The organism is Kitasatospora sp. NPDC093550 (assembly GCF_044764985.1).
Lineage (GTDB): Bacteria > Actinomycetota > Actinomycetes > Streptomycetales > Streptomycetaceae > Kitasatospora.
In genome coordinates this window covers 202,392-220,461 of the sequence record NZ_JBIWJF010000001.1, presented here as the reverse complement: position 1 = coordinate 220,461, position 18,070 = coordinate 202,392, and the positions used below count along the sequence as shown (strand labels likewise).

Below are 18,070 nucleotides of genomic sequence, written 5' to 3'. Positions count from 1 at the left end.
ACGCGTGCTCCTACCCGTCCGCCCCCGCACGCAGCGCCCTCGACAGCACCGCCAACAGCGCCAACGTCGGCATCGCGTGGCCGGCCTCGATGGTGCGGAGGTGGGTCTCGGGGAGGCCCGAGCGGGTGGCGAGCTCGGCCACGGTGAGGCCGAGGGCGGCGCGGCGGTCGCGGACGGCGCGGGCCAGGGTCTCCGCCGGGTCGCCGTCCGGGTGGGCGGGGAAGTCCTCGATCAGGGGGCGCGCGTGGTCCACCGGGGTCTCCTCATCGTCCTGTGGGGGCGCACAGTTTGACACGCCGTCACCACCGGGGAGACCAAGGGGCGGTCAAGATTCCTTGACCGCCCCTTGGTTCACCGGCTTGGTTCCCCGACCCGGCTCCCGTCCCGGTTCCCCGGCTTGGTTCCCCGACTTGGTTCCCCGACTTGGCTCCCCGGCGGGTCGCAGCCGGTACCGCCCGCGCACGCTCAGGGGTTCGCGCGGATCAGGTCGAGCAGGCCGGGGAAGCGCTTGTCGAGGTCCTCGCGACGGAGGGTGGCCGCGCGACTGTTGCCGCGGTCCACCTGCTGGACCAGACCGGCCTCGCGCAGGACGCGGAAGTGGTGCGTGATCGTGGACTTGGAGACGGGCAGGTTGAAGGAGGCGCAGGTGCGCGCCGCACCCTCGGCCTCCCGCAGTAGGGCTGAGATCACGCCGTAGCGGAGCGGATCGGCGAGCGCGTTCAAGACCGTCCGCAGGTCCATCTCCTCGACCAGGGGGTGGCCTTCAGGGTCGGGCATCGGATCCTCCATCCACAGGCATCCTCAGGTATGGGTTGCATCGTACCTCGCCCGCATGGCACCGTAAGGTTCGAAAAATTCCTTACCTGGCCGTTCCGCGGCCGGGCCGAGCCTGGAGTTGTGCCCCATGAGTACGCAGACCACGTCGTCTGCCACGCCTCCGGTGGTGACGGACGGGCAGCAGCCCGGCCGCTCGCTGACCCTGGCCGCGGTTCTCCTCGCGGTGTTCGTCGTGCCCATGTCCATCTCCGGCACGGCGGTCGCCCTCCCCGACATCGGCACCAGCACCCACGCCGACCTCGCCCCGCTCCAGTGGGTGGTGAACGCCTTCAACGTGGCGTTCGCCTGCTTCACCCTCGTCTGGGGCTCGATCGCCGACGTCATCGGCCGGGTCAAGGCCTTCGCCGCCGGTGTCGCCGTCTACGCCGTCGCCTCCCTCGCCAGCGCCGTCGCCACCGACGTCATCTGGCTGGACGCCGCCCGCGCCCTCACCGGCATCGGCGGCGCCGCGATCTTCTCCTGCGGCGCGGCGATCGTCTCCACCGTCTTCGACGGCCCGGCCCGCGCCAAGGCCTTCGCGCTGTTCGGCACCATCGCCGGCATCGGCGTCGCCATCGGCCCGTCGCTGGCCGGCGTGCTGGTGCAGGGCCTCGGCTGGCGCTGGGTGTTCGCGGTGCACGCCGTCGCCCTCGCCCTCGTGCTCCTCGCGGTGCCCGCGATCTCCCGCGCCATGCCCTCCGACAGCGGCAGCGGCGGACGGATCGACGTCCCCGGCAGCGCGCTGTTCGTGGTCGCCATGGTGCTGCTCACCACCGCCATCGTGCAGGGCTCGCAGTGGGGTTGGGGCAGCGTCGGGGTGATCGGCCTGTTCGTCGGCGCGGTCGTCGTGCTGGCCGTGTTCGCCGCCGTCGAGAACCGCAGCGCGCACCCCATGCTCGACCTGAGCGTGCTGCGCAACCGCCGCTTCGTCGGCCTGTGCCTCGTCCCGGTCGCCGCCTCCTTCGGCTTCGTCACCATGCTCACCTACCTGCCGAGCTACCTGACCGCCGTCACCGGCCGCGACACCGGCGCCGCGGGCCTGCTGATGCTGCTGCTCACCGCCCCGGTGCTGGTCTTCCCGATGCTCGCCGCCAAGCTGGTCACCCGCGGTGTCCCGGCGCTCACCCTGATCTACGTCAGCCTGGTCTGCCTCGTCCTCGGCGACGTCGCCCTCACCCTGCTCTCCCCCTCCGTCACCGTCCTGGTGCTCGCCGCGCCGATGCTGATCACCGGCGCCGGCATGGGCCTGTCGGCCGGCCTGGTCGACGGCCAGGCGCTGGAACTGGTCGACCCCGCCAAGGCGGGCATGGCGGCCGGCTTCCTCAACACGCTGCGCCTGGGCAGCGAGGCCGTCGCCGTCGCGGTGTACGGCTCCGCGCTGGCGACCGTGCTCGGCACCCGCATCACCGACGGCATCGGCGCCCACGAGGGCGCCTCGCAGGCCGACAAGGTCGCCGACCAGGCGGCCGGCGGCGACCTCTCCGGTGCGGCCGACCTCTCCGGCGCCACCGACCACAAGGGCTTCGTGGACTTCCTGGCCAACGCCTACGACTCCGCCTTCCACTCCGTCCTGTGGGGCCTGGCGGCCGTCGGCGTGGTGCTGTTCGTCGTGATCGCGGCCCTGCTGCGCGGCGGCGGGCAGAAGGCCCAGGCCTGACCGGCCCCCTCGACCACGGCCGCGAGGCCGTTCCGAGACGCGGGGGGGGGGCAACCCCCGGGCCCCCCCCCCCCACCACCCCGCACCACCCCGAGACCGGGCCCGGCGCCGCGACCCCCCGAGCGGCACCGGGCCCTCACCCATGTGCCGCCGCCCGCCATGAGCGGGACTCATGAGGGCCGGGCATGAGCCCTGCTCATGGGCCGGCTCATGAGCGCGAGTCATGGGGCCGGCTCATGAGCGCGGCTCATGGGGGTGGCAGCCGATGAACGACTCTCACGCGCCTGCCCCATGAGAGTTGCTCATGAGCCTCCCGTGAGCGTCACTCATGCCCGTCCCGGCCCATGAGCCCCGTTCATGTCGCCGCCCATGAGCCCGGCTCATGAGGCCGCCGCCGATGAGCCCCACACATGATCCCCACGCATGTGGCCCCGCCCATGAGCCCCGCCCATGAGCCCCCCGCATGACCCAGCGCTTCCCACCCGCCCCGAAAGGACCCCGTACCAATGGACCCCGCCACCACCACCCGAGCCCAAGTCGTCGTCGTCGGGGGCGGCCCCGTGGGCATGCTCGTCGCCGCCGAACTGGGCCACCACGGCATCACCACCGTCGTCCTGGAGACGAACCCGCAGACCGTCGACCAGCCCAAGGCCGGCACCCTGCACGCCCGTACCGTCCAGGGCCTGGCCCGCCGCGGTCACCTGCGCTCCCAGCAGGCCACCGAGAACGGCCTCGCCCGGCCGAACGCCGACGCCTTCCACTTCGCGGGCATGCCCGGCCTGGTGATCACCGCCCCCGGCACCGAGCCCGCGCCCGTCTACGGCCGTTCCCAGGCGGACTTGGAACGGGACTTCGAGGCCCGGGCCCGCACCCGCGGCGTCACCGTCCTGCGCGGCCACGGCGTCACCGACGTGGTCCAGGGCCCGGACGCCGTCGAGGTGACCGCCGAGGGCCCGGACGGCGTCCGGCACTTCTCCGCCGAGTACGTGGTCGGCGCGGACGGCGCCCGCAGCACCGTGCGCGAGCTGCTCGGCTTCGCGTCCGAGACCCACCCGGCGACCGTCTCCGCCCTGCTCGGTCTGGTCCGCCTCACCGACCCCTACCGGGTGCCCTCCGGCTGGAACCGCACCCCGCACGGCTGGACCATCGCGGGCGTCAACCCGTACGGGCACAGCCGCTTCTTCACCATCGACTTCCGCGGCCCGCACCGGGACCGGCACGCCCCGCTCACGCTGGGCGAGCTGCGCGCCGAGGCCGAACGCATCCTCGGCCACCCGGTGCCGATGACCGACCCGGTGTTCTTCTCCAAGTTCAACGACTTCTCCCGGGTGGTCTGCGACTACCGCAAGGGCCGGGTCTTCCTGGCCGGCGACGCCGCCCACGTGCACTTCCCGGTCGGCGGCCAGGGCCTCAACCTGGGTCTGCAGGACGCGCTCAACCTCACCTGGAAGCTCGCCCGCACCCTGGCCGGCACGGCGGGCAAGGACCTGCTGGACACCTACAGCGCCGAGCGCCGCCCGGTCGCCCGCCGGGTGGTCGACAACACCCGCGCCCAACTCGCCCTGATGCGGCCCGATCCGGGCCTGGACCCGCTGCGCGACCTGGTCTCCGACCTGCTCGGCGTGGAGGGCGCCAACACCCACCTGGGCAACATGATCAGCGCCCAGGACACCGTCTACCCGGCGCGCACCTCGGACGGCTCCCCCTGGGAGGGCCACTTCCTGCCCAACCTCCCCCTCACCACCCCGGACGGGCCCACCGACGTCATCCGCCTGCTGCTGGACGGCCGCCCGGTGCTGCTCCTGCTCGGCGCCGACGAGCAGGCGCACCGCAAGCAGGCCGAGGGCTGGTCGCACCTGCTGCGCGTGGTCCGCGCCGAGGGTGACCGCAAGCTCCCCTGGGACGCCGTCCTGATCCGCCCGGACGGCTACATCGCCTGGGCCTCCGACGGCGGCCCGCTGGCCGGCACCCTGCGCGAGTGGTTCGGCGAGCCGTGAGCCGGTGACCCCGGCGCAACGGCACGCCGAAGGGCGGGTACGGCCTCCCGTACCCGCCCTTCCCGCAAGCCCGGCCGGGCTGCTCGGCTGCTGCCGAGCAGCTACCCGGCCACGTCCTCGGCCGCCTCCTCTGCCACTACCACCGCACCGGCAGTGAGGTCGGCCGACGCAGCACCGTCCCGACGTCCCACGGCACGTCCGCCGGCTCGACGGCCAGCGCGAGCGTCGGGAACTCCTGCGCGAGGCGGGTCAGCACGGACACGATCTCCATCCGGGCCAGCGCCGCGCCCATGCAGTGGTGCATGCCGTACCCGAACTGCAGGTGCCGCTTGGCCGGTTGGCGGTCGGGGTCGATCACCAGCGGGTCCGGGAAGACCTCCGGGTCGCGGTTGGCGGCGAAGGCGTCCGGGTAGACGACGCTGCCCTCGGGCACCAGGCCGACGCTGGTCTCCAGGTCCCGGCCGGCGATCCGCGGGAAGGCGGAGATGGTGCCGAGCGGGATGAGCCGGATCAGTTCCTCGGCCAGCCGGGGCGCGATCTCCGGTTCCTCGGCGAGCCGGCGCCACAGCTGCGGGGCGGACAGCAGCGCGTAGAGGGACTTGGTGAGCACGGAGACGATGTTCTGGTCCGCGCCGAGCAGCGAGCCGAAGAAGATGCCGGTCAGCTCGGCGTCGTCCAGGGCGGGTTCGGCGCGGTCGCGGTTGGCCCGGAACTGCTCGATCAGCCCGCCGGGCAGCACCGGCCGCGCGCCGGTGACCAGGTCCTGGACGTAGCCGTAGACCCGGTAGAAGTGCTGGACGAGATCCGGCACGTTCTCGTGCGAGGCGATCTGCACCACCCGTGACGAGGGCCGGAAGTAGTCGACGTCGTCCAGCGGGACGCCGAGGAAGTGGCAGTTGACGGTGATCGGCACGCGGTCGATCAGGTCGCTGAACAGGTCCGGGGACTCGGCGGCGCGCAGCCGGGCGATCCCCTCCTCGATCACCCGGTCGAGCACCGGGCGCAGCCGCTCGACGCCGTTCGCGCTGTAGTCGGCGGCGACGAAGCCGCGCACTCTGGCGTGGTGCGGGGCGTCCAGGTTGAGCAGCAGCTCCTTGGGCATCACCGTCGGCAGGAAGCTGGGCCCGCCCTCGACGTTGGTCTCGGTGCGGCCGGAGGCCGGGTCGGTGAGCAGCTTGTGGACGTCGGCGTAGCGGGTGAGGTGGACGGCGGAGTGTCCGCTGGGCAGCTCGATCAGCGGCACCCCGTTCGGGCCCGGCTCGGCCAGCGGGAGGAAGGCCGGGACGGGGTCCAGGTGCGGGATGTCCGTGACGCTGGCGGTCGCGGACGGGACAACGGTGGTCATGCGTTCTCCGGTTGGACGGGTGGGGGCGGGTGGCTGGGGTCGGCTGGAGTCGGCTGGGGTCGCGCTGCCCGTCAGGTGAGCGCGGGCAGCCCGATCAGGCCGGTCAACTCCCGTACGGCCTGGGCGCTGTTGCGGAAGTGCACCGCGCGCCAGCCGCAGCGTCGGGCGGCGACGCAGTTCTCCGGGAGGTCGTCGATCAGCACGCATTCCTCGGCCGTCACCCCCGCCTGCTGCTCGGCGAGCCGGAAGATCTCCGGGTCGGGCTTGCGGTAGCCGACCTTGCAGGAGTCGACGACGCAGTCGACGTCACCGGCGGGTGCCACGATGGCCTGCCAGTACGGCTCCCACTCCTTGACGTTGTTGCTGAGGATGCCGACCCGGAAGCCGTGCTCCTTGGCGTGCCGCACGGTCGCGGTCATCACCGGGTTGGCGCGCACGCCCTCGAACCACTGCTCGCCGAAGCGCTCGAAGCGGGCGCGGGAGAGGTCGATGCCGGGGTTTTTGTCCTCCAGGACGCGGACCATGGCCTGGCCCCACTCGGCCTCGGTGAGCATGGCGAGTTCGATGGGGGCGAGCGGCTCGACGCCGAGTTCGCCGGCGACGGTGCCGAGGGCGGTCTTCAGCTGGCGCGGGGTGATGCCGGTGCGGGCGTGGTACGAGTCGAAGAGGTCGTCCAGCGGCGGCGAGAGCACCCCGCCGAAGTCGAACCAGATCATGGGCTTGGACATGGCGGTGTCTCCTTGCGGTGCCGGTTCGCGGTGCCACGGCCCGGACTGTTCGTGCTGCTCGGACAGTTCGGGCTGCTCGGGCCTTGGTCTGACGGATCGGGCCGATCACGCGGATCGGGCGGATCATGCGGATCAGGCGGATCAGGCGGATCTCACCGATCGCGCAGCTCAGGCACTTGCCGCGGCATAGGCGAAACGATCCTGCAGAGCCGCGGTGATCGGGCTGGTCCGCTCCAGGTGCACCCTGGCCCGCGCGATCTGCTCCTCCTCCTGCACCATGGTGATCTCGAACGCGACGGTGTCCGCCGCCGGCGACTCCACCACCCGCACGACGCAGTCGGTCGGCAGCTCGAACTCGCCGAAGCGGGTGAACTCCGTCTCCACCCGGGCGAGCAGCAGCCTGCGCGGCGAGAGCCCGAACAGCTCCTGCGCCGCGTACATCGCGGACTGCCGGAAGCCCTCGAAGATCAGCGCGCCCGGGATGTGGTCCAGTGGGTGGTCGAACAGCGCCGGGTTGCCCTGGTCGACGACGACCTGGGTGCGCAGCTCGTGGCCGCGCGCCTCGACCCCGGCGAGCACGACGTTCTGCCCCGAGGCGCGGCCGACGGAGATCGCGGGCACCCGCCGGCCGGTGTGGTGCGGACGGGCCGGGGTCAGGGCGAGGGCGGCACGCCCCTTCTCGCGCATCCGGTCCCAGGCGGCCCCCGGCATCCACTGGCAGACGGTGCGCATGGTGGCGGCCTCGTCGCCGTCCACCAAGAGGACCAGGTCGAGGGTGCTGCCGGTGACGACGTCGTCCCGGTGCTTGAGGCCGACCTGGTGGGCCCGGATCTCGGCCTGCCCGGGGCGGGCCCCGATCCGCAGCGCCTCCGGGTCGGTGATGTTGAGTTCCCCGCTGACGAAGATGAACTTGTTGTCCAGCGGCGCGTCGAGGAACGTGTGCGCGGCGTAGATCGACGCCTGGCGGAAGACCTCGACCAGCAGCAGCGGGTCGTAGGCGGCCGGCGCGGTGACGTTGTCGCTGTAGTAGCTGTGCACCCGCGGCAGCTGGGCGGCGATGAGGTACTGGTCCTCGGCGACCCGGGCGGAGTCGGTGAGGAAGACCTCACAGATGGCGGCCCGGTGGACGGTGGCGCGCGGGACGGTGTTCGAGTACGTCAGAGTACGGTCGAGGATGGCGGACATGACTGAGCTTCCCCCTCTGGGCTCCTGCATGTAGGTACCCCTCCGATCGGAGGTGTGAGCGTGATCGTACCTCTGTTCGCATCGAAGCTACTGTGGCGTAGGCCACGTGAAAACGAACAACCGTGTTAAAAGTCCGTGTGCGTCGTGTAGCCGGATCTCCCAGGCCGGCGAGCCACGCCCGGACACGGCCGACGACCCGCCGCCAGGTGTGGCGACGGGCCGTCAGGGGACGAACCATCGGGCGGCGGGCCGTCGGGCCACCGGGAGCCCGGCGGACCAGCACGGCCGATCAGCCCGGCCGATCAGCCCGGCCGACCAACCCGATCGGTCAAGCCGACCGATCAGCCGAGCGGCAGCCCCAGGCTCGCCTCGCTGCCGCTGTGCGAGCTGATGGTCGTGGTGCTCCCGTCCACGCTCTCGAACGAGTACAGCTCGTCGCGGCTGTTCACGACCAGGACCAGCCGGTGCCCGGACGGCAGGTCGTAGGAGGCCGCCTGCAGGTCCCAGCCGACCTCGGTGTTGACGTTCGGCGTCAGGTCGGACGCGGTGTACGGCTCGTGGGTGATGATCCGGGCCGTGCCGTCCGGGGCGACGTCGAACAGGTAGGCCACCAGCGTGGTCGCCTCGGCCGTGCTGCGCACCGTGAGCCGCAGCGACGCGGCGCCGCGGATCCGCCGGGCGACGCCGTCCTGGCCGGCCAGCGGGTCGGTGGACCAGACCAGCAGCTGCGCGCGGTCGAACTTCGCGAGCTCGTAGCGCCGGGGGTTGCCGAACCACTCCTGCTGCCCGGTCTTGAGCAGCTCGCCCGCGGTGGCCTCGGTCAGGTTGCCGGCGGTGAAGTCCCGCGACCAGCCGGCGGTCGGCTTCTCGACCAGCGCACCGTCGCCGGCGCCGCCGGTGCCCGTCAGGTGCCAGGTCTCGCGGCCGGTGGTGACCTCACCCCAGGACGCGTAGGACTCGCGCCGCGCCGGGACGGTGATCAGGTTGGTGCCGCCCGGGATGGCGATGGTCCGGTAGGTGAACATCGACTGGTTGACCACCTCCGGCCAGACCGGCACGTCGTTGTCGACGCCGAGCAGGTGGTGGTCCAGCCAGTCGAAGGCCTCCCGGATCGGCACGGCCAGTCCGGGGAACGGCAGCCCGGGCACCAGGCCCGCCAGACCGGGGCCCTCGGGCGCACCGTGGTCGCCGATCCACAGGTTCAGGTGCTTCGGCACGGTGAGCGCGTCGAAGGTCTCCACCACCGGGCCGACCGGGAAGAGCGTCTCGTGCCAGGTGTTCGAGATGAAGGTCGGGATCCCCCGCCGGTTGGTCTCGTCCGTGTACTCCTGCGGGGAGCGCTCGGTGCCCCACTCCACGACCCGGTCGAGGTTCCGGCCGCTGAGGAAGTCCTTGAGGATCTCCTGCGTCTCCTCGTCGAACTTCTCCTCCATCGGGCCGCCGGTGAACCCGATCAGCGCCTGGACCGCCGCCAGGTGGCGGGTGCCGTTGTCGTAGAGGCTGGTGGCGAGGTTGCCCCAGGTGCTCAGCGCGACGACGACGCCGACCCGCTCCTGCGGATCGTGGGCCGCCACCAGCTGGCTGATGCCGGAGCCGTACGACTCGCCGAGGAAGCCGACCTTGCTGGGCGCGAAGTGGCCCTCGGCGTAGTCGATCACCGCCGAGCCGTCGCGCCAGTCCGCCTGGCCGCCGACGTCGATGAAGCCCTGGGAGGTGGACACCCACCCCTCGATGCCGATGCCGCGCGGCGAGTAGGCCAGCACGTGGTAGCCGCGCCGCGCCAGCGTGAGGTACAGGTACAGGAACGGCAGCCAGCCGTACGGGTTCCACCCGGCGGGCACGATCACCACGGGGTGCGGCACCCCGTCGTTCAGCTTGATGCTGAGCGCCGAGAGCTCGATGCCGTCGGCGGCGGCGATGCGGGGCAGCTCGACGTCGGCGGCCTCCCGGACGCCGGCGACCAACTCCTCCAGCTCGGGCGGCAGTTCGACGCCGCCGTCGCCCCGGACGGCCGCCAGCAGGGCCTGGCCGACGGCGACGACGGACGGATTGACGGTGAAGCCCTCGCCCCAGATGCCGTTGGTGGCGATGTCGGTCAGTGTCGCCTCGGTGATCGAGGAGATCGGATCGGTCATGCGGAATCACCCTCTCGTGAACGGATACCGAAGCTGGTCTCCACCGTGCGTGCACCGACGAAACTGACGATCAACCACCTTCGCCCGATCTGATGGATTACGAACGATCCCGCCCGTCACTGTCCTTGGCGTGGTATCCGCTGCCGCCACCACCGTTCCTCGGAACGGACGTCCGTCCGCACGGTCGCAGTCAGATGACTGATGCCACACGTGCGCCGTGACGGCAACAGTTGAACCGCTGCGCCAGCAGACATGCCGTGATGAAACCTTGGAGTCGTCCATGAAGTTCCTGTCGAACCCGCTGCCGACGACGGTCGCGACCCTCGGCCTCGCCGTGGCCGCGCTGACCGCCGTGTCGGCCGTCCCGGCCTCCGCGAGCACCGCCGCCGCCGCGGGCTGCACCCGCCCCCTGCGCTTCTACGACGTCCAGGTGCAGGTGGACAACTGCTCGGACGGCTGGGTCTGGATGTCCACCGGCACCCGCTTCAACGGCGCCACCGCGTACGCCAAGACCGCCTCCGGCCAGGTGCGGCAGCTGGAACTGGGGAAGAACCAGGCCGGCGCGGTCAAGTTCGGCGAGCGGATCACCAGCATCCACGTCTGCGGGAACGACAGCGTCGGCTGGTTCCCCCCGGTCCCGTTCCGGCGCTGCTCGTCGGAGGTCGGCCTGTGAGGCGGGTGAGGCGGGTGACGTGGGTGAGGCGGGTGAGGACGGTGAGGACGGCCTCGCCGCGATGACACCGTGGCAGTCCGCCCCGGGGCGGACACCGAGGCGGTCCGCCCGGGGCGCGGGCGGACCGCCACCGCATCACTCATGCGGGTGAGATGCCGTGTTGTCGCCCCGGGTCGGCCCACGCCGGTCGGAAGACTGTCCGCGCCAGCAGGACGGATCGAAGACCGACCGAAGACCGACCGCGAAGGACGAACCCATGGCCGAGCAGCTGTACGCGACCCTGAAGACCGACCAGGGCGACATCGAGATCCGGCTGCTGCCGGACCACGCCCCGAAGACCGTCAAGAACTTCGTGGAACTCGCCACCGGCGAACGGGAGTGGATCGACCCGGAGACCGGGCAGAAGACCACGGCCAGGCTGTACGACGGCACGATCTTCCACCGGGTCATCGAGGGCTTCATGATCCAGGGCGGCGACCCCCTGGGCAACGGGACCGGCGGGCCCGGCTACAAGTTCGCGGACGAGTTCCACCCCGACCTCGCCTTCACCAAGCCCTACCTGCTCGCCATGGCCAACTCCGGTCCGGGCACCAACGGCTCGCAGTTCTTCATCACCGTCGCGCCGACCACCTGGCTCACCGGCAAGCACACCATCTTCGGCGAGGTCGCCGACGAAGTCGGCCGGAAGGTCGTCGACACCATCGTCGCGGTGGAGACCAACCCCCGCACCGACCGCCCGGTGAAGGACGTCGTCATCGAGTCGGTGGTCATCGAGTCCCGCTGACCGGCACGCCCCCACGCGGTGCGGGGAGTCGGCCCCGCCGACTCCCCGCACCGGCACCGCCGGATCAGCGCTCGCTGTTGTGGTAGATCCGCTCGACGACGGCGGCCAGGAGGATCGGGTCCCTCCCGTACGCCCTGACGACGATCACGTGCTTGTCGTCGAACCACAGGCAGCTCCGCTCGTCGTCGTCGCTCAGCGCACCGTTCTTCGCCTCGGACGCGTCGCAGTACATCTTCCCGGGCAGTGAGGTGGGCACCTCTCGACCGAAGGGCGTACGCGAGGTGGAGGAGGTGGCCCGGAGCTCGGCGAACCTCCGTTGGAACGTCATCGTCGCGTCGGCGATGTACACGGTCCAGCGCACCTCGTGCTCATCACCTCCCAACTTCCGGTCCGAGAAGGCGTTCGGGACCTTGCCGTAGCCCCCCAGCTGCGGATTCTCCATGCCGTCCCGGGTCAGCGACGCCCGCTCCCCCTCCCAGTCGCGGTCGGAGCCCGGCCTGAGCGCGTCCCCCTCCACCGACGCGGGCAGGAGCGGGGTCGAGCCCAGGTCCTTGTTCCCGCCGAGGAAGTGGATGCCGAGGGCCACCAATGCCGCCACCACGACCAGGATCGCGACCACGAGCCCGCCGCTGCCACGCTTGTGAACGGTGTTGTGGTGCACGTCCCCACCGACGACCGTGTTCCCCGATCCCACCGCCGTCTGTCCCGCGCCGCCGACGAAGGCACCCTCGCCGACGGTGATCGACGGCGGCGGCGCGGGCGGCGCCGGCGGCAGCCCGACCGGTGCCACGGCCTGCGCCAAGCGCTCCGCCAGCGACTCCGCCAACGCCGGGTGCACACGGAGCAACTCGCCCACCGCGTCCGCCAGTCCGCGCCGCGCTCCGTCGTCCTGCGGCGCCGAATCGACCCGCTCGGCCGCCTGCGCCCAGCGCGGCAACTGCCCCAGCCCCTCCCGCACCCAGCCGACGGCCTCGGCGCCCAGCGCCGTCCCCGCCGCCCCCGCGACACCGGACGCGGCCTGCACCAGCGCCGCGACGACCGCCCCGACCAGGTCGGCACCCTCCCCCGAACCCATCCTCAACCCCCTCTGATGACAACCGACTTGCTGTCCAATGTGACAGCAGTTCGTCAGCCGCGGAGTCGGGTAGGACGGGATGGAGACCGAAACGCAACCGCTCCCCGGGCGGTGAACCCCCCACCGGGCGGGCCGCGTTCGGCGCAGTGACAGCGCACCTCCGAGCCGACCGGAAGGCCTAAGGAGCCACGCCATGGGCATCGCACGTCGTGATCTTCTCAAGTGGGGCGCGGGAGTCGGCGGGGCGGCCGCCCTCGGGGGCCTCGCCCTGCCGTCCACCGCCTCGGCCACCGTACGCACCACCCCGCGCGGACTGCCCACCGACGACTGGATGAGCCGGCTCGACGGCGGCGTCTCCCTGCTCGACCTCACCATCCCCGGCACCCACGACTCGTGCTGCGAGAACCCGGCCTACGGCACCGAGTGGTCGCACACCCAGAACTGGGGCATCCCGCAACAACTGCGGGAGGGCGTCCGCTTCCTCGACATCCGCTGCAACGGCCTGCAGGGCGCGCCCGACGAGCTCGGGATCTACCACTCCGACGCCTACCAGCACATCCGACTGCAGGACGTGCTCGACCAGTGCCGCTCCTTCCTGCAGGCGCACCCCGGCGAGACCGTCGTGATGCGCCTGCGCAACGAGCGCGCCGGCGGCCAGGCCCTCGGCGACGAGGAGTTCCTGCGGCGGGTCGACCACTACCTCGACGCGCTGGGCTACCGCGGCCTGTTCCACTTCCACGGCTGGCCGACCCTGGGCACCGCCCGCGGCAAGGTCGTCCTGCTCGCCGACTTCACCAACCCGTGGGGCCTGATCGACTGGTCCAGCGGCCAGAACGCGTACTTCGACACCCAGGACGTGTGGCAGCTCGGCGGCCTCGACCCCCTGGGCACGAAGGGCCAGTACATCGTCGCCCAGTTCGACAAGGCCTTCCGCACCCCGAACAGCCCGACGATGTTCGTCAACTTCCTCAGCTACGCGGGCGGTTACTGGCCCAAGACCAGCTCCCAGAGCCTCATGGACCGCACCGTCTACCCGTACCTGAACGCCCGCACCCAGCAGCGCGCCCGCTTCGGCATCGTCCCGATGGACTTCCCGGACTTCCACGTCAACGTGCTGCAGATGCTGATCGACAAGAACGTCGTCTAGGCCCTCCGGCCACCCCCGGCCACCCACCGTCCCCGGGTCCGCGCGATGTCAGCCCGGGGACGTAAGTCCGTGGGCCACAGCGGTGGCGGGTGGATCAATCGGTGGGCCGATGTCCGCGCTCCGCCGCGCGTGGCAGCGTTCCCCCCATGGACACCACGCCGTTCGCAAGCCTCACCGGGGGCCCCACCACGGGCCGCACCGGAGGCCGCACCACGGGCCGCACCGCGGGCCCCACCACGGGCCGCACCGGTCTGACGCGCCGCCGCCTCCTGGGCGCCGCGGTGGCGATGGGCGCCGTCGCGCCGCTCGGCCTCGCCGACACCGCCTGGAGTGCCCCGACCCCGTCCGGCGGCGGCGCCCCCGCCCGGCTCACCCTTCCCGTGCCGACCGGCCCGTGCCCCGTCGGCACGGTCCCGCTCCACCTGCGCGACACCTCCCGGCCGGACCCGGCCGCCGGACCGGGCCGCTTCCGCGAGCTGATGGCCGCCGTCTGGTACCCGGCCCGGAGCGCCGACGCGGGGGCGTACCCCCTCGCGCCCTGGATGAGCGACGGCGCCCTGCGCGCCTTCCTCGCCGACGTCGGCTACCCGCTCGACCCCTCGCTCGCCCCGCTCACCTCCGGCCACCGGGGCGCACCCGTCCACCGGACCGGCCACCGGCTCCCCGTCGTCGTCTTCTCCCACGGCTCGGGCAGCCACCGCGCCGACCACACCGTCATCTGCCAGGAACTCGCCAGCCACGGCTACGCGGTCGTCACCGTCGACCACACCGACGACTGCTTCACCGAGTTCCCCGACGGCACCGTCCGGACGCCGAGCGACAGCGTCCCCATGTACCCGAGGGACTACGCCGCCGACCTGCGCTTCCTGCTCGACCGGGTCGACGACCTCGCCGCCGGCCGCAACCCCGACGTCGACGGGCGCGCCCTCCCGGTCGGGCTGCTCGGCGGCCTCGACCCGGACGCCGTCGGGGCGTTCGGCTGGTCCAAGGGCGGCACCGCCACCGCCCTCGCCATGGGCGCCGACCCGCGCCTCCGCGCCGGGCTCGCGCTCGACGGACCGATGATCGCCAACCCCGCGCCCGGCACCGACCTCGACCGGCCGTTCATGATGATGACCGCCGCCTGGGCCCGGGCCACGAATCCCGCCGCCGAGACCTTCTGGAGCCACCTGCGCGGCTGGCGGCTCGACATCCAGGCCACCGGCGCCGTCCACGCCTCGTACGGCGACAACATGACGCTGATCCCCCAGGCGGGGAAGCTGCTCGGCATGACGGAGCAGCAGATCCGCTCCCAGGTCGGCACCCTGGACCCCGACCGCGGCATCCGGATCCAGCAGGCCTACCCGCTCGCCTTCTTCGACCTCCACCTGCGGCACCGCGGCAGCGGCCGCCGCCTGCTCGACGGGCCGACCCGATCCTTCCCGGAGGTCGTCTTCCACCCGTAGCGGTGCCCGTGCGGCGCCGGGCGTGCGTGTCGCCGTGCGGGTGCGGCGCCGGGCGTGCGTGTCGCCGTGCGGGTGCGGCGCCACCCTGCCCGTCACCGCGCCGGCCGTGCGTCCGTGGGCGCCCGGCGGACTCCTTCTCGGGTCCGCCGGGCGCCCGGACGTCGTTCCCCGGCGCTCGGAGCCGTTACGGCGTCTCGGCCCGGATCTCGTCCAGCGACTCCGCCAGGACCACCCTGGCCCGGGTGAACCAGTCGGTGATCACCGCGATCTCGTCCGGCGTGTAGTCGGCGAACAGCGCACCGATCCGCTGGTAGAAGGGGCCGTAGACCTGGAGGATGCGCTCCTGGGCGTCCTCCGACATGACCACCCGCACCCGCCGCCGGTCGCCCGGATCGGCCTCCCGGCGGGCGTACCCGGCCTTCTCCAGGCGATTGAGCACCCCGGTCACGGCCCCGGTGGTCAGCTGGGCCCGCTCGGCGAGGTCGCCGGCGGCCAGCGACTCGCCGGCCATCGCGGCCTCGATGACGAAGCCGAGGCAGGTCAGGTCGGTGACGTTGAGCCCGAGCCGGGCGGCGATGTCCTGCTGGCCGAACTGGGCCAACGCGATCATCCGGTCCATCGAGTACTGCGCCTGCTCGGGCGTCGCCTGGGGGCGCGGCTTGCCCTTCACCCAGATTCTCCTTAGCATCTAAGTTACTTACCTCGTGAGATAAAAGACCTGGGTCGCCCACGAGCACACCCACCCATCTCACACCACCGGAGGAGACATGCGCACACACGGTGATCACGACATGGGGCACACCGTCGCCGGCTGGACCGGCTCCACCATCGCCGTCCTCGGCTTCGCCGTCGCGGGCGCCGGCCTGGTCCTCGGCTCGGCCGCCGGGATCTCGGCCGGCGCGGCCCTCACCGCCCTCGGCGCCGTCGCCGCCTGGCTGCTCCACCTCGCCGGCCTGGGCAAACCCACCGGCCCGCGCCCGCCCCACCTCCGCCACTGGCGCACCCCCGACCCCGCCGGACGCCGGGGCCACCCCGACTGCCTCGGCTGCCGCCTCGCCGGGCGACGCCCCGAGGGCGCGGGGGCCGCGGAGGCCGGTGCTGCGGGTGCCGGTACTACGATGGCCGCCGGTGTCGCCGGGACCGTACGCGACGGGCAGCGCGTCGGCGCCGGTCTCTGACCCCGGGTCACGACAGCGAGGACAGCGCCACTCCCGTCCGGTACAGCTCCACCAGCAGCGGGCGCAACGCCTCACCGGCCGGCGACAGCCGGTACAGCGTCCGTACCGGGAAACCGGTGAGCCGCTCGCGCACCACCAACTCCCGCTCCCCCAGGGCCTGCAGGCGCTCAGCGAGCACCTTCGAGCTGATCGCGGGCAACCGTTCGCGCAGTTCCCCGTACGAGGCGGGGCCGTGCATCAGCTCCCGCAGGACCAGCGTCGTCCACCGGCCGGCCACCGCCGCCAGCGCCACTTCCACCGGGCAATCCGCCTCCGGACGCGCCGTTCGGCCCCGGTCGTCCGGCACCAGCTCGGCGTCCCACCGGCGTCCGTTCCCGCCCCCACCGCCCCCGCGCCGCTCCTCGGCGCGCACGTCGCTTCCCGTTTGGTGACCTACGACGCGGCCGTCTTCACTGCTCGCATGACTCACCCCACCAGCCTCCCCGCGAGCACCGACCCCGCACAACACCCGGCCGCCTTCGCCGCCGCCTTCAACTCCGGTGACGCCACCCTGCTCGCCGGGGTCTACGAACCCGGCGCCGTCTTCGTCCCCTCCCCCGGCACCACCGCCACCGGCGCCGAACTCCACCGCGCCAACGCCGAGTTCCTCGCCCTCGGGCTGCCCATCTCGGTCCGGCCCCGGCACACCTACGTCGCCGACGACATCGCCCTGCTGATCGTCGACTGGGAGATCAGCGGCACCACCGCGGACGGCACCGACGTGCACCTCACCGGCACCGCCACCGACGTCGCCCGACGCGACCCGACCGGCCACTGGCACTACGTGATCGACAACCCCTTCGGCACCGCGCGGCCTTGAGCGGGTCGGAGACGGTCGGGCTGCACGGCGGGGCCGGAACGGACAGGCCGGTACGCGGCGTCGAGCGCCTCCTCGGCACCGGCGACGCGTCAGACCCGCGTGCCCGGGGTGGCGACGGCGGTGGGCGGAGTGGTGCTGCCGGCCGTGGTGCCGAGGGTGCGTTCGACCTTGGCGACGGCGGTGCGGTACTGCATCGAGGCGGCCTGCGGGTCGGAACCCTCGCGCTGGAAGTAACCGAAGGCCATGGCGACGGTACCGAAGCGCTCGACGCCGAGGAAGGCGTTGAGCGGGACCCCGTCCAGGGTGCCGTCCAGCCGGACGGCGGGTGCGTCCTGGCGGTCGCCGAGGGTGACCGGGGTGACGGTGAAGGTCACCGTGTCCTCGATGCCGGCGTTGAAGGTGATGGTGTGACAGGTCCGGAAGGCGTCCGCGGCGGTGTTGAAGTCGGCGGCGAGCTGGTCGGGGGCCTCGGCGGCGAGGGCCTCGGTCACCATCGGGTTGCCGTCCGGACCGTCGAACTCGGTCTCGGCCCGCGGGTTCGCCGGGCTCGGCTGGGTGGCGTGCATGTTGATCAGGGCGCTGAGCGCGTCGCAGCCGCTGACCGGGGTCGGGTTCTCCTCCGGCCCCGGGCTCTGGGTGGCGGGCACCTCGGTGAAGCCGGGGCCGACGTCGGCCACGGTGAGCAGCGCCGACTTCAGCTGGTCGGCGGAGGGGAGGTCCTGGGCGGGCGCGGCCGATGCCGACTGCGCCGGGCCGAGGGCCACCGCCAGGACGACGGCTGCGGCGGTGACGGCGTGGAGAGGCCTCGGAAGAGACATGCGGGCCCCCGGTCGAGAGTTCGGGCAGGGACAGGATTCCAGTCTCCCACCAGGCGCCGATCCGGGCGCGCGGGGCGGTCATCACCGCAGGTCAGGGGGCACGAGGCAGCGCATGAGCAGGTCTCATGGGGATCACCATGAGGAGCTCTCATGACGCCGCGTGATGAGCGGGTCCCATGGTTGGGGCGCCATGAGCCCGGCTCATGCACCGCGTTGATGAGCACCTCT

Annotated in this window: 18 protein-coding genes; 8 read left to right on the top strand and 10 right to left on the bottom strand. The window is 72.4% G+C overall.

All coding sequences use genetic code 11. From position 1 onward, the window contains the following. Positions 1-10 precede the first annotated feature (10 nt). Together ACIRD3_RS00925 and ACIRD3_RS00920 are read right to left on the bottom strand one after the other, a co-directional pair. Positions 11-253, bottom strand: coding sequence for a multiprotein-bridging factor 1 family protein (locus tag ACIRD3_RS00925; protein ID WP_402209563.1), 243 nt, complete (start codon positions 251-253; stop codon positions 11-13). 212 nt (positions 254-465) lie between these two features. Continuing rightward, positions 466-777: an ArsR/SmtB family transcription factor gene (locus ACIRD3_RS00920; protein WP_402209561.1), complete on the bottom strand. Its 312-nt coding sequence runs from the start codon at positions 775-777 to the stop codon at positions 466-468. Positions 778-904: 127 nt separating this feature from the next. Between ACIRD3_RS00920 and ACIRD3_RS00915 the strand changes: the two genes are divergently transcribed. Both ACIRD3_RS00915 and ACIRD3_RS00910 read left to right on the top strand, forming a co-directional pair. Continuing rightward, entirely contained in the window at positions 905-2,473 is a 1,569-nt protein-coding gene (locus ACIRD3_RS00915; protein ID WP_402209559.1) for an MFS transporter, read from the top strand. Positions 2,474-2,979: 506 nt separating this feature from the next. Beyond that, positions 2,980-4,470 carry an FAD-dependent monooxygenase gene (locus ACIRD3_RS00910; protein WP_402209556.1) on the top strand — a complete coding sequence of 497 codons (1,491 nt, stop codon included), beginning with the start codon at positions 2,980-2,982 and terminating at the stop codon, positions 4,468-4,470. A gap of 136 nt (positions 4,471-4,606) precedes the next feature. Here ACIRD3_RS00910 and ACIRD3_RS00905 read toward each other — a convergent pair whose 3' ends face one another. The 4 genes from ACIRD3_RS00905 to ACIRD3_RS00890 form a co-directional block, all read right to left on the bottom strand. Next, a complete protein-coding gene (locus tag ACIRD3_RS00905) occupies positions 4,607-5,815 on the bottom strand; it encodes a cytochrome P450 (protein ID WP_402209553.1) in 1,209 nt (402 codons plus the stop codon). Positions 5,816-5,886: 71 nt separating this feature from the next. Continuing rightward, positions 5,887-6,543: an HAD family hydrolase gene (locus ACIRD3_RS00900; RefSeq protein WP_402209550.1), complete on the bottom strand. Its 657-nt coding sequence runs from the start codon at positions 6,541-6,543 to the stop codon at positions 5,887-5,889. Between the two features lie 168 nt (positions 6,544-6,711). Next, the gene (locus tag ACIRD3_RS00895; protein WP_402209547.1) at positions 6,712-7,728 is read right to left on the bottom strand and encodes a ScbA/BarX family gamma-butyrolactone biosynthesis protein; all 1,017 of its coding nucleotides are present in this window, start codon (positions 7,726-7,728) and stop codon (positions 6,712-6,714) included. Positions 7,729-8,069: 341 nt separating this feature from the next. Continuing rightward, the gene (locus ACIRD3_RS00890) at positions 8,070-9,863 is read right to left on the bottom strand and encodes a CocE/NonD family hydrolase (protein WP_402209545.1); all 1,794 of its coding nucleotides are present in this window, start codon (positions 9,861-9,863) and stop codon (positions 8,070-8,072) included. Positions 9,864-10,143: 280 nt separating this feature from the next. Here ACIRD3_RS00890 and ACIRD3_RS00885 point away from each other — a divergent pair, with 280 nt between their 5' ends. Together ACIRD3_RS00885 and ACIRD3_RS00880 are read left to right on the top strand one after the other, a co-directional pair. Next, a complete protein-coding gene (locus ACIRD3_RS00885; protein WP_402209542.1) occupies positions 10,144-10,536 on the top strand; it encodes a hypothetical protein in 393 nt (130 codons plus the stop codon). A gap of 256 nt (positions 10,537-10,792) precedes the next feature. Further along, on the top strand, positions 10,793-11,320 hold the full coding sequence (locus ACIRD3_RS00880; protein WP_402209539.1) for a peptidylprolyl isomerase: 528 nt from the start codon (positions 10,793-10,795) through the stop codon (positions 11,318-11,320). Between the two features lie 64 nt (positions 11,321-11,384). On the opposite strand, the gene ACIRD3_RS00875 is transcribed toward ACIRD3_RS00880, so the two are convergent. Beyond that, entirely contained in the window at positions 11,385-12,395 is a 1,011-nt protein-coding gene (locus ACIRD3_RS00875; protein WP_402209537.1) for a hypothetical protein, read from the bottom strand. A gap of 193 nt (positions 12,396-12,588) precedes the next feature. Between ACIRD3_RS00875 and ACIRD3_RS00870 the strand changes: the two genes are divergently transcribed. Continuing rightward, on the top strand, positions 12,589-13,542 hold the full coding sequence (locus ACIRD3_RS00870) for a phosphatidylinositol-specific phospholipase C (RefSeq protein ID WP_402209534.1): 954 nt from the start codon (positions 12,589-12,591) through the stop codon (positions 13,540-13,542). Positions 13,543-13,688: 146 nt separating this feature from the next. Further along, on the top strand, positions 13,689-14,987 hold the full coding sequence (locus ACIRD3_RS00865; RefSeq protein ID WP_402209531.1) for an alpha/beta hydrolase family protein: 1,299 nt from the start codon (positions 13,689-13,691) through the stop codon (positions 14,985-14,987). A gap of 184 nt (positions 14,988-15,171) precedes the next feature. Here the strand turns inward: ACIRD3_RS00865 and ACIRD3_RS00860 are convergent, their stop codons facing one another. Next, the gene (locus tag ACIRD3_RS00860) at positions 15,172-15,657 is read right to left on the bottom strand and encodes a MarR family transcriptional regulator (protein ID WP_402209528.1); all 486 of its coding nucleotides are present in this window, start codon (positions 15,655-15,657) and stop codon (positions 15,172-15,174) included. Positions 15,658-15,754: 97 nt separating this feature from the next. Here ACIRD3_RS00860 and ACIRD3_RS00855 point away from each other — a divergent pair, with 97 nt between their 5' ends. After that, complete coding sequence (locus tag ACIRD3_RS00855; protein ID WP_402209525.1) at positions 15,755-16,165, top strand: HGxxPAAW family protein; 411 nt, start codon at positions 15,755-15,757, stop codon at positions 16,163-16,165. Positions 16,166-16,172: 7 nt separating this feature from the next. On the opposite strand, the gene ACIRD3_RS00850 is transcribed toward ACIRD3_RS00855, so the two are convergent. Further along, complete coding sequence (locus ACIRD3_RS00850; RefSeq protein WP_402209523.1) at positions 16,173-16,463, bottom strand: winged helix-turn-helix transcriptional regulator; 291 nt, start codon at positions 16,461-16,463, stop codon at positions 16,173-16,175. Positions 16,464-16,625: 162 nt separating this feature from the next. Between ACIRD3_RS00850 and ACIRD3_RS00845 the strand changes: the two genes are divergently transcribed. Beyond that, entirely contained in the window at positions 16,626-17,024 is a 399-nt protein-coding gene (locus ACIRD3_RS00845) for a YybH family protein (RefSeq protein ID WP_402209521.1), read from the top strand. 89 nt (positions 17,025-17,113) lie between these two features. On the opposite strand, the gene ACIRD3_RS00840 is transcribed toward ACIRD3_RS00845, so the two are convergent. Further along, positions 17,114-17,842: a hypothetical protein gene (locus ACIRD3_RS00840; protein WP_402209519.1), complete on the bottom strand. Its 729-nt coding sequence runs from the start codon at positions 17,840-17,842 to the stop codon at positions 17,114-17,116. Positions 17,843-18,070: the final 228 nt, after the last annotated feature.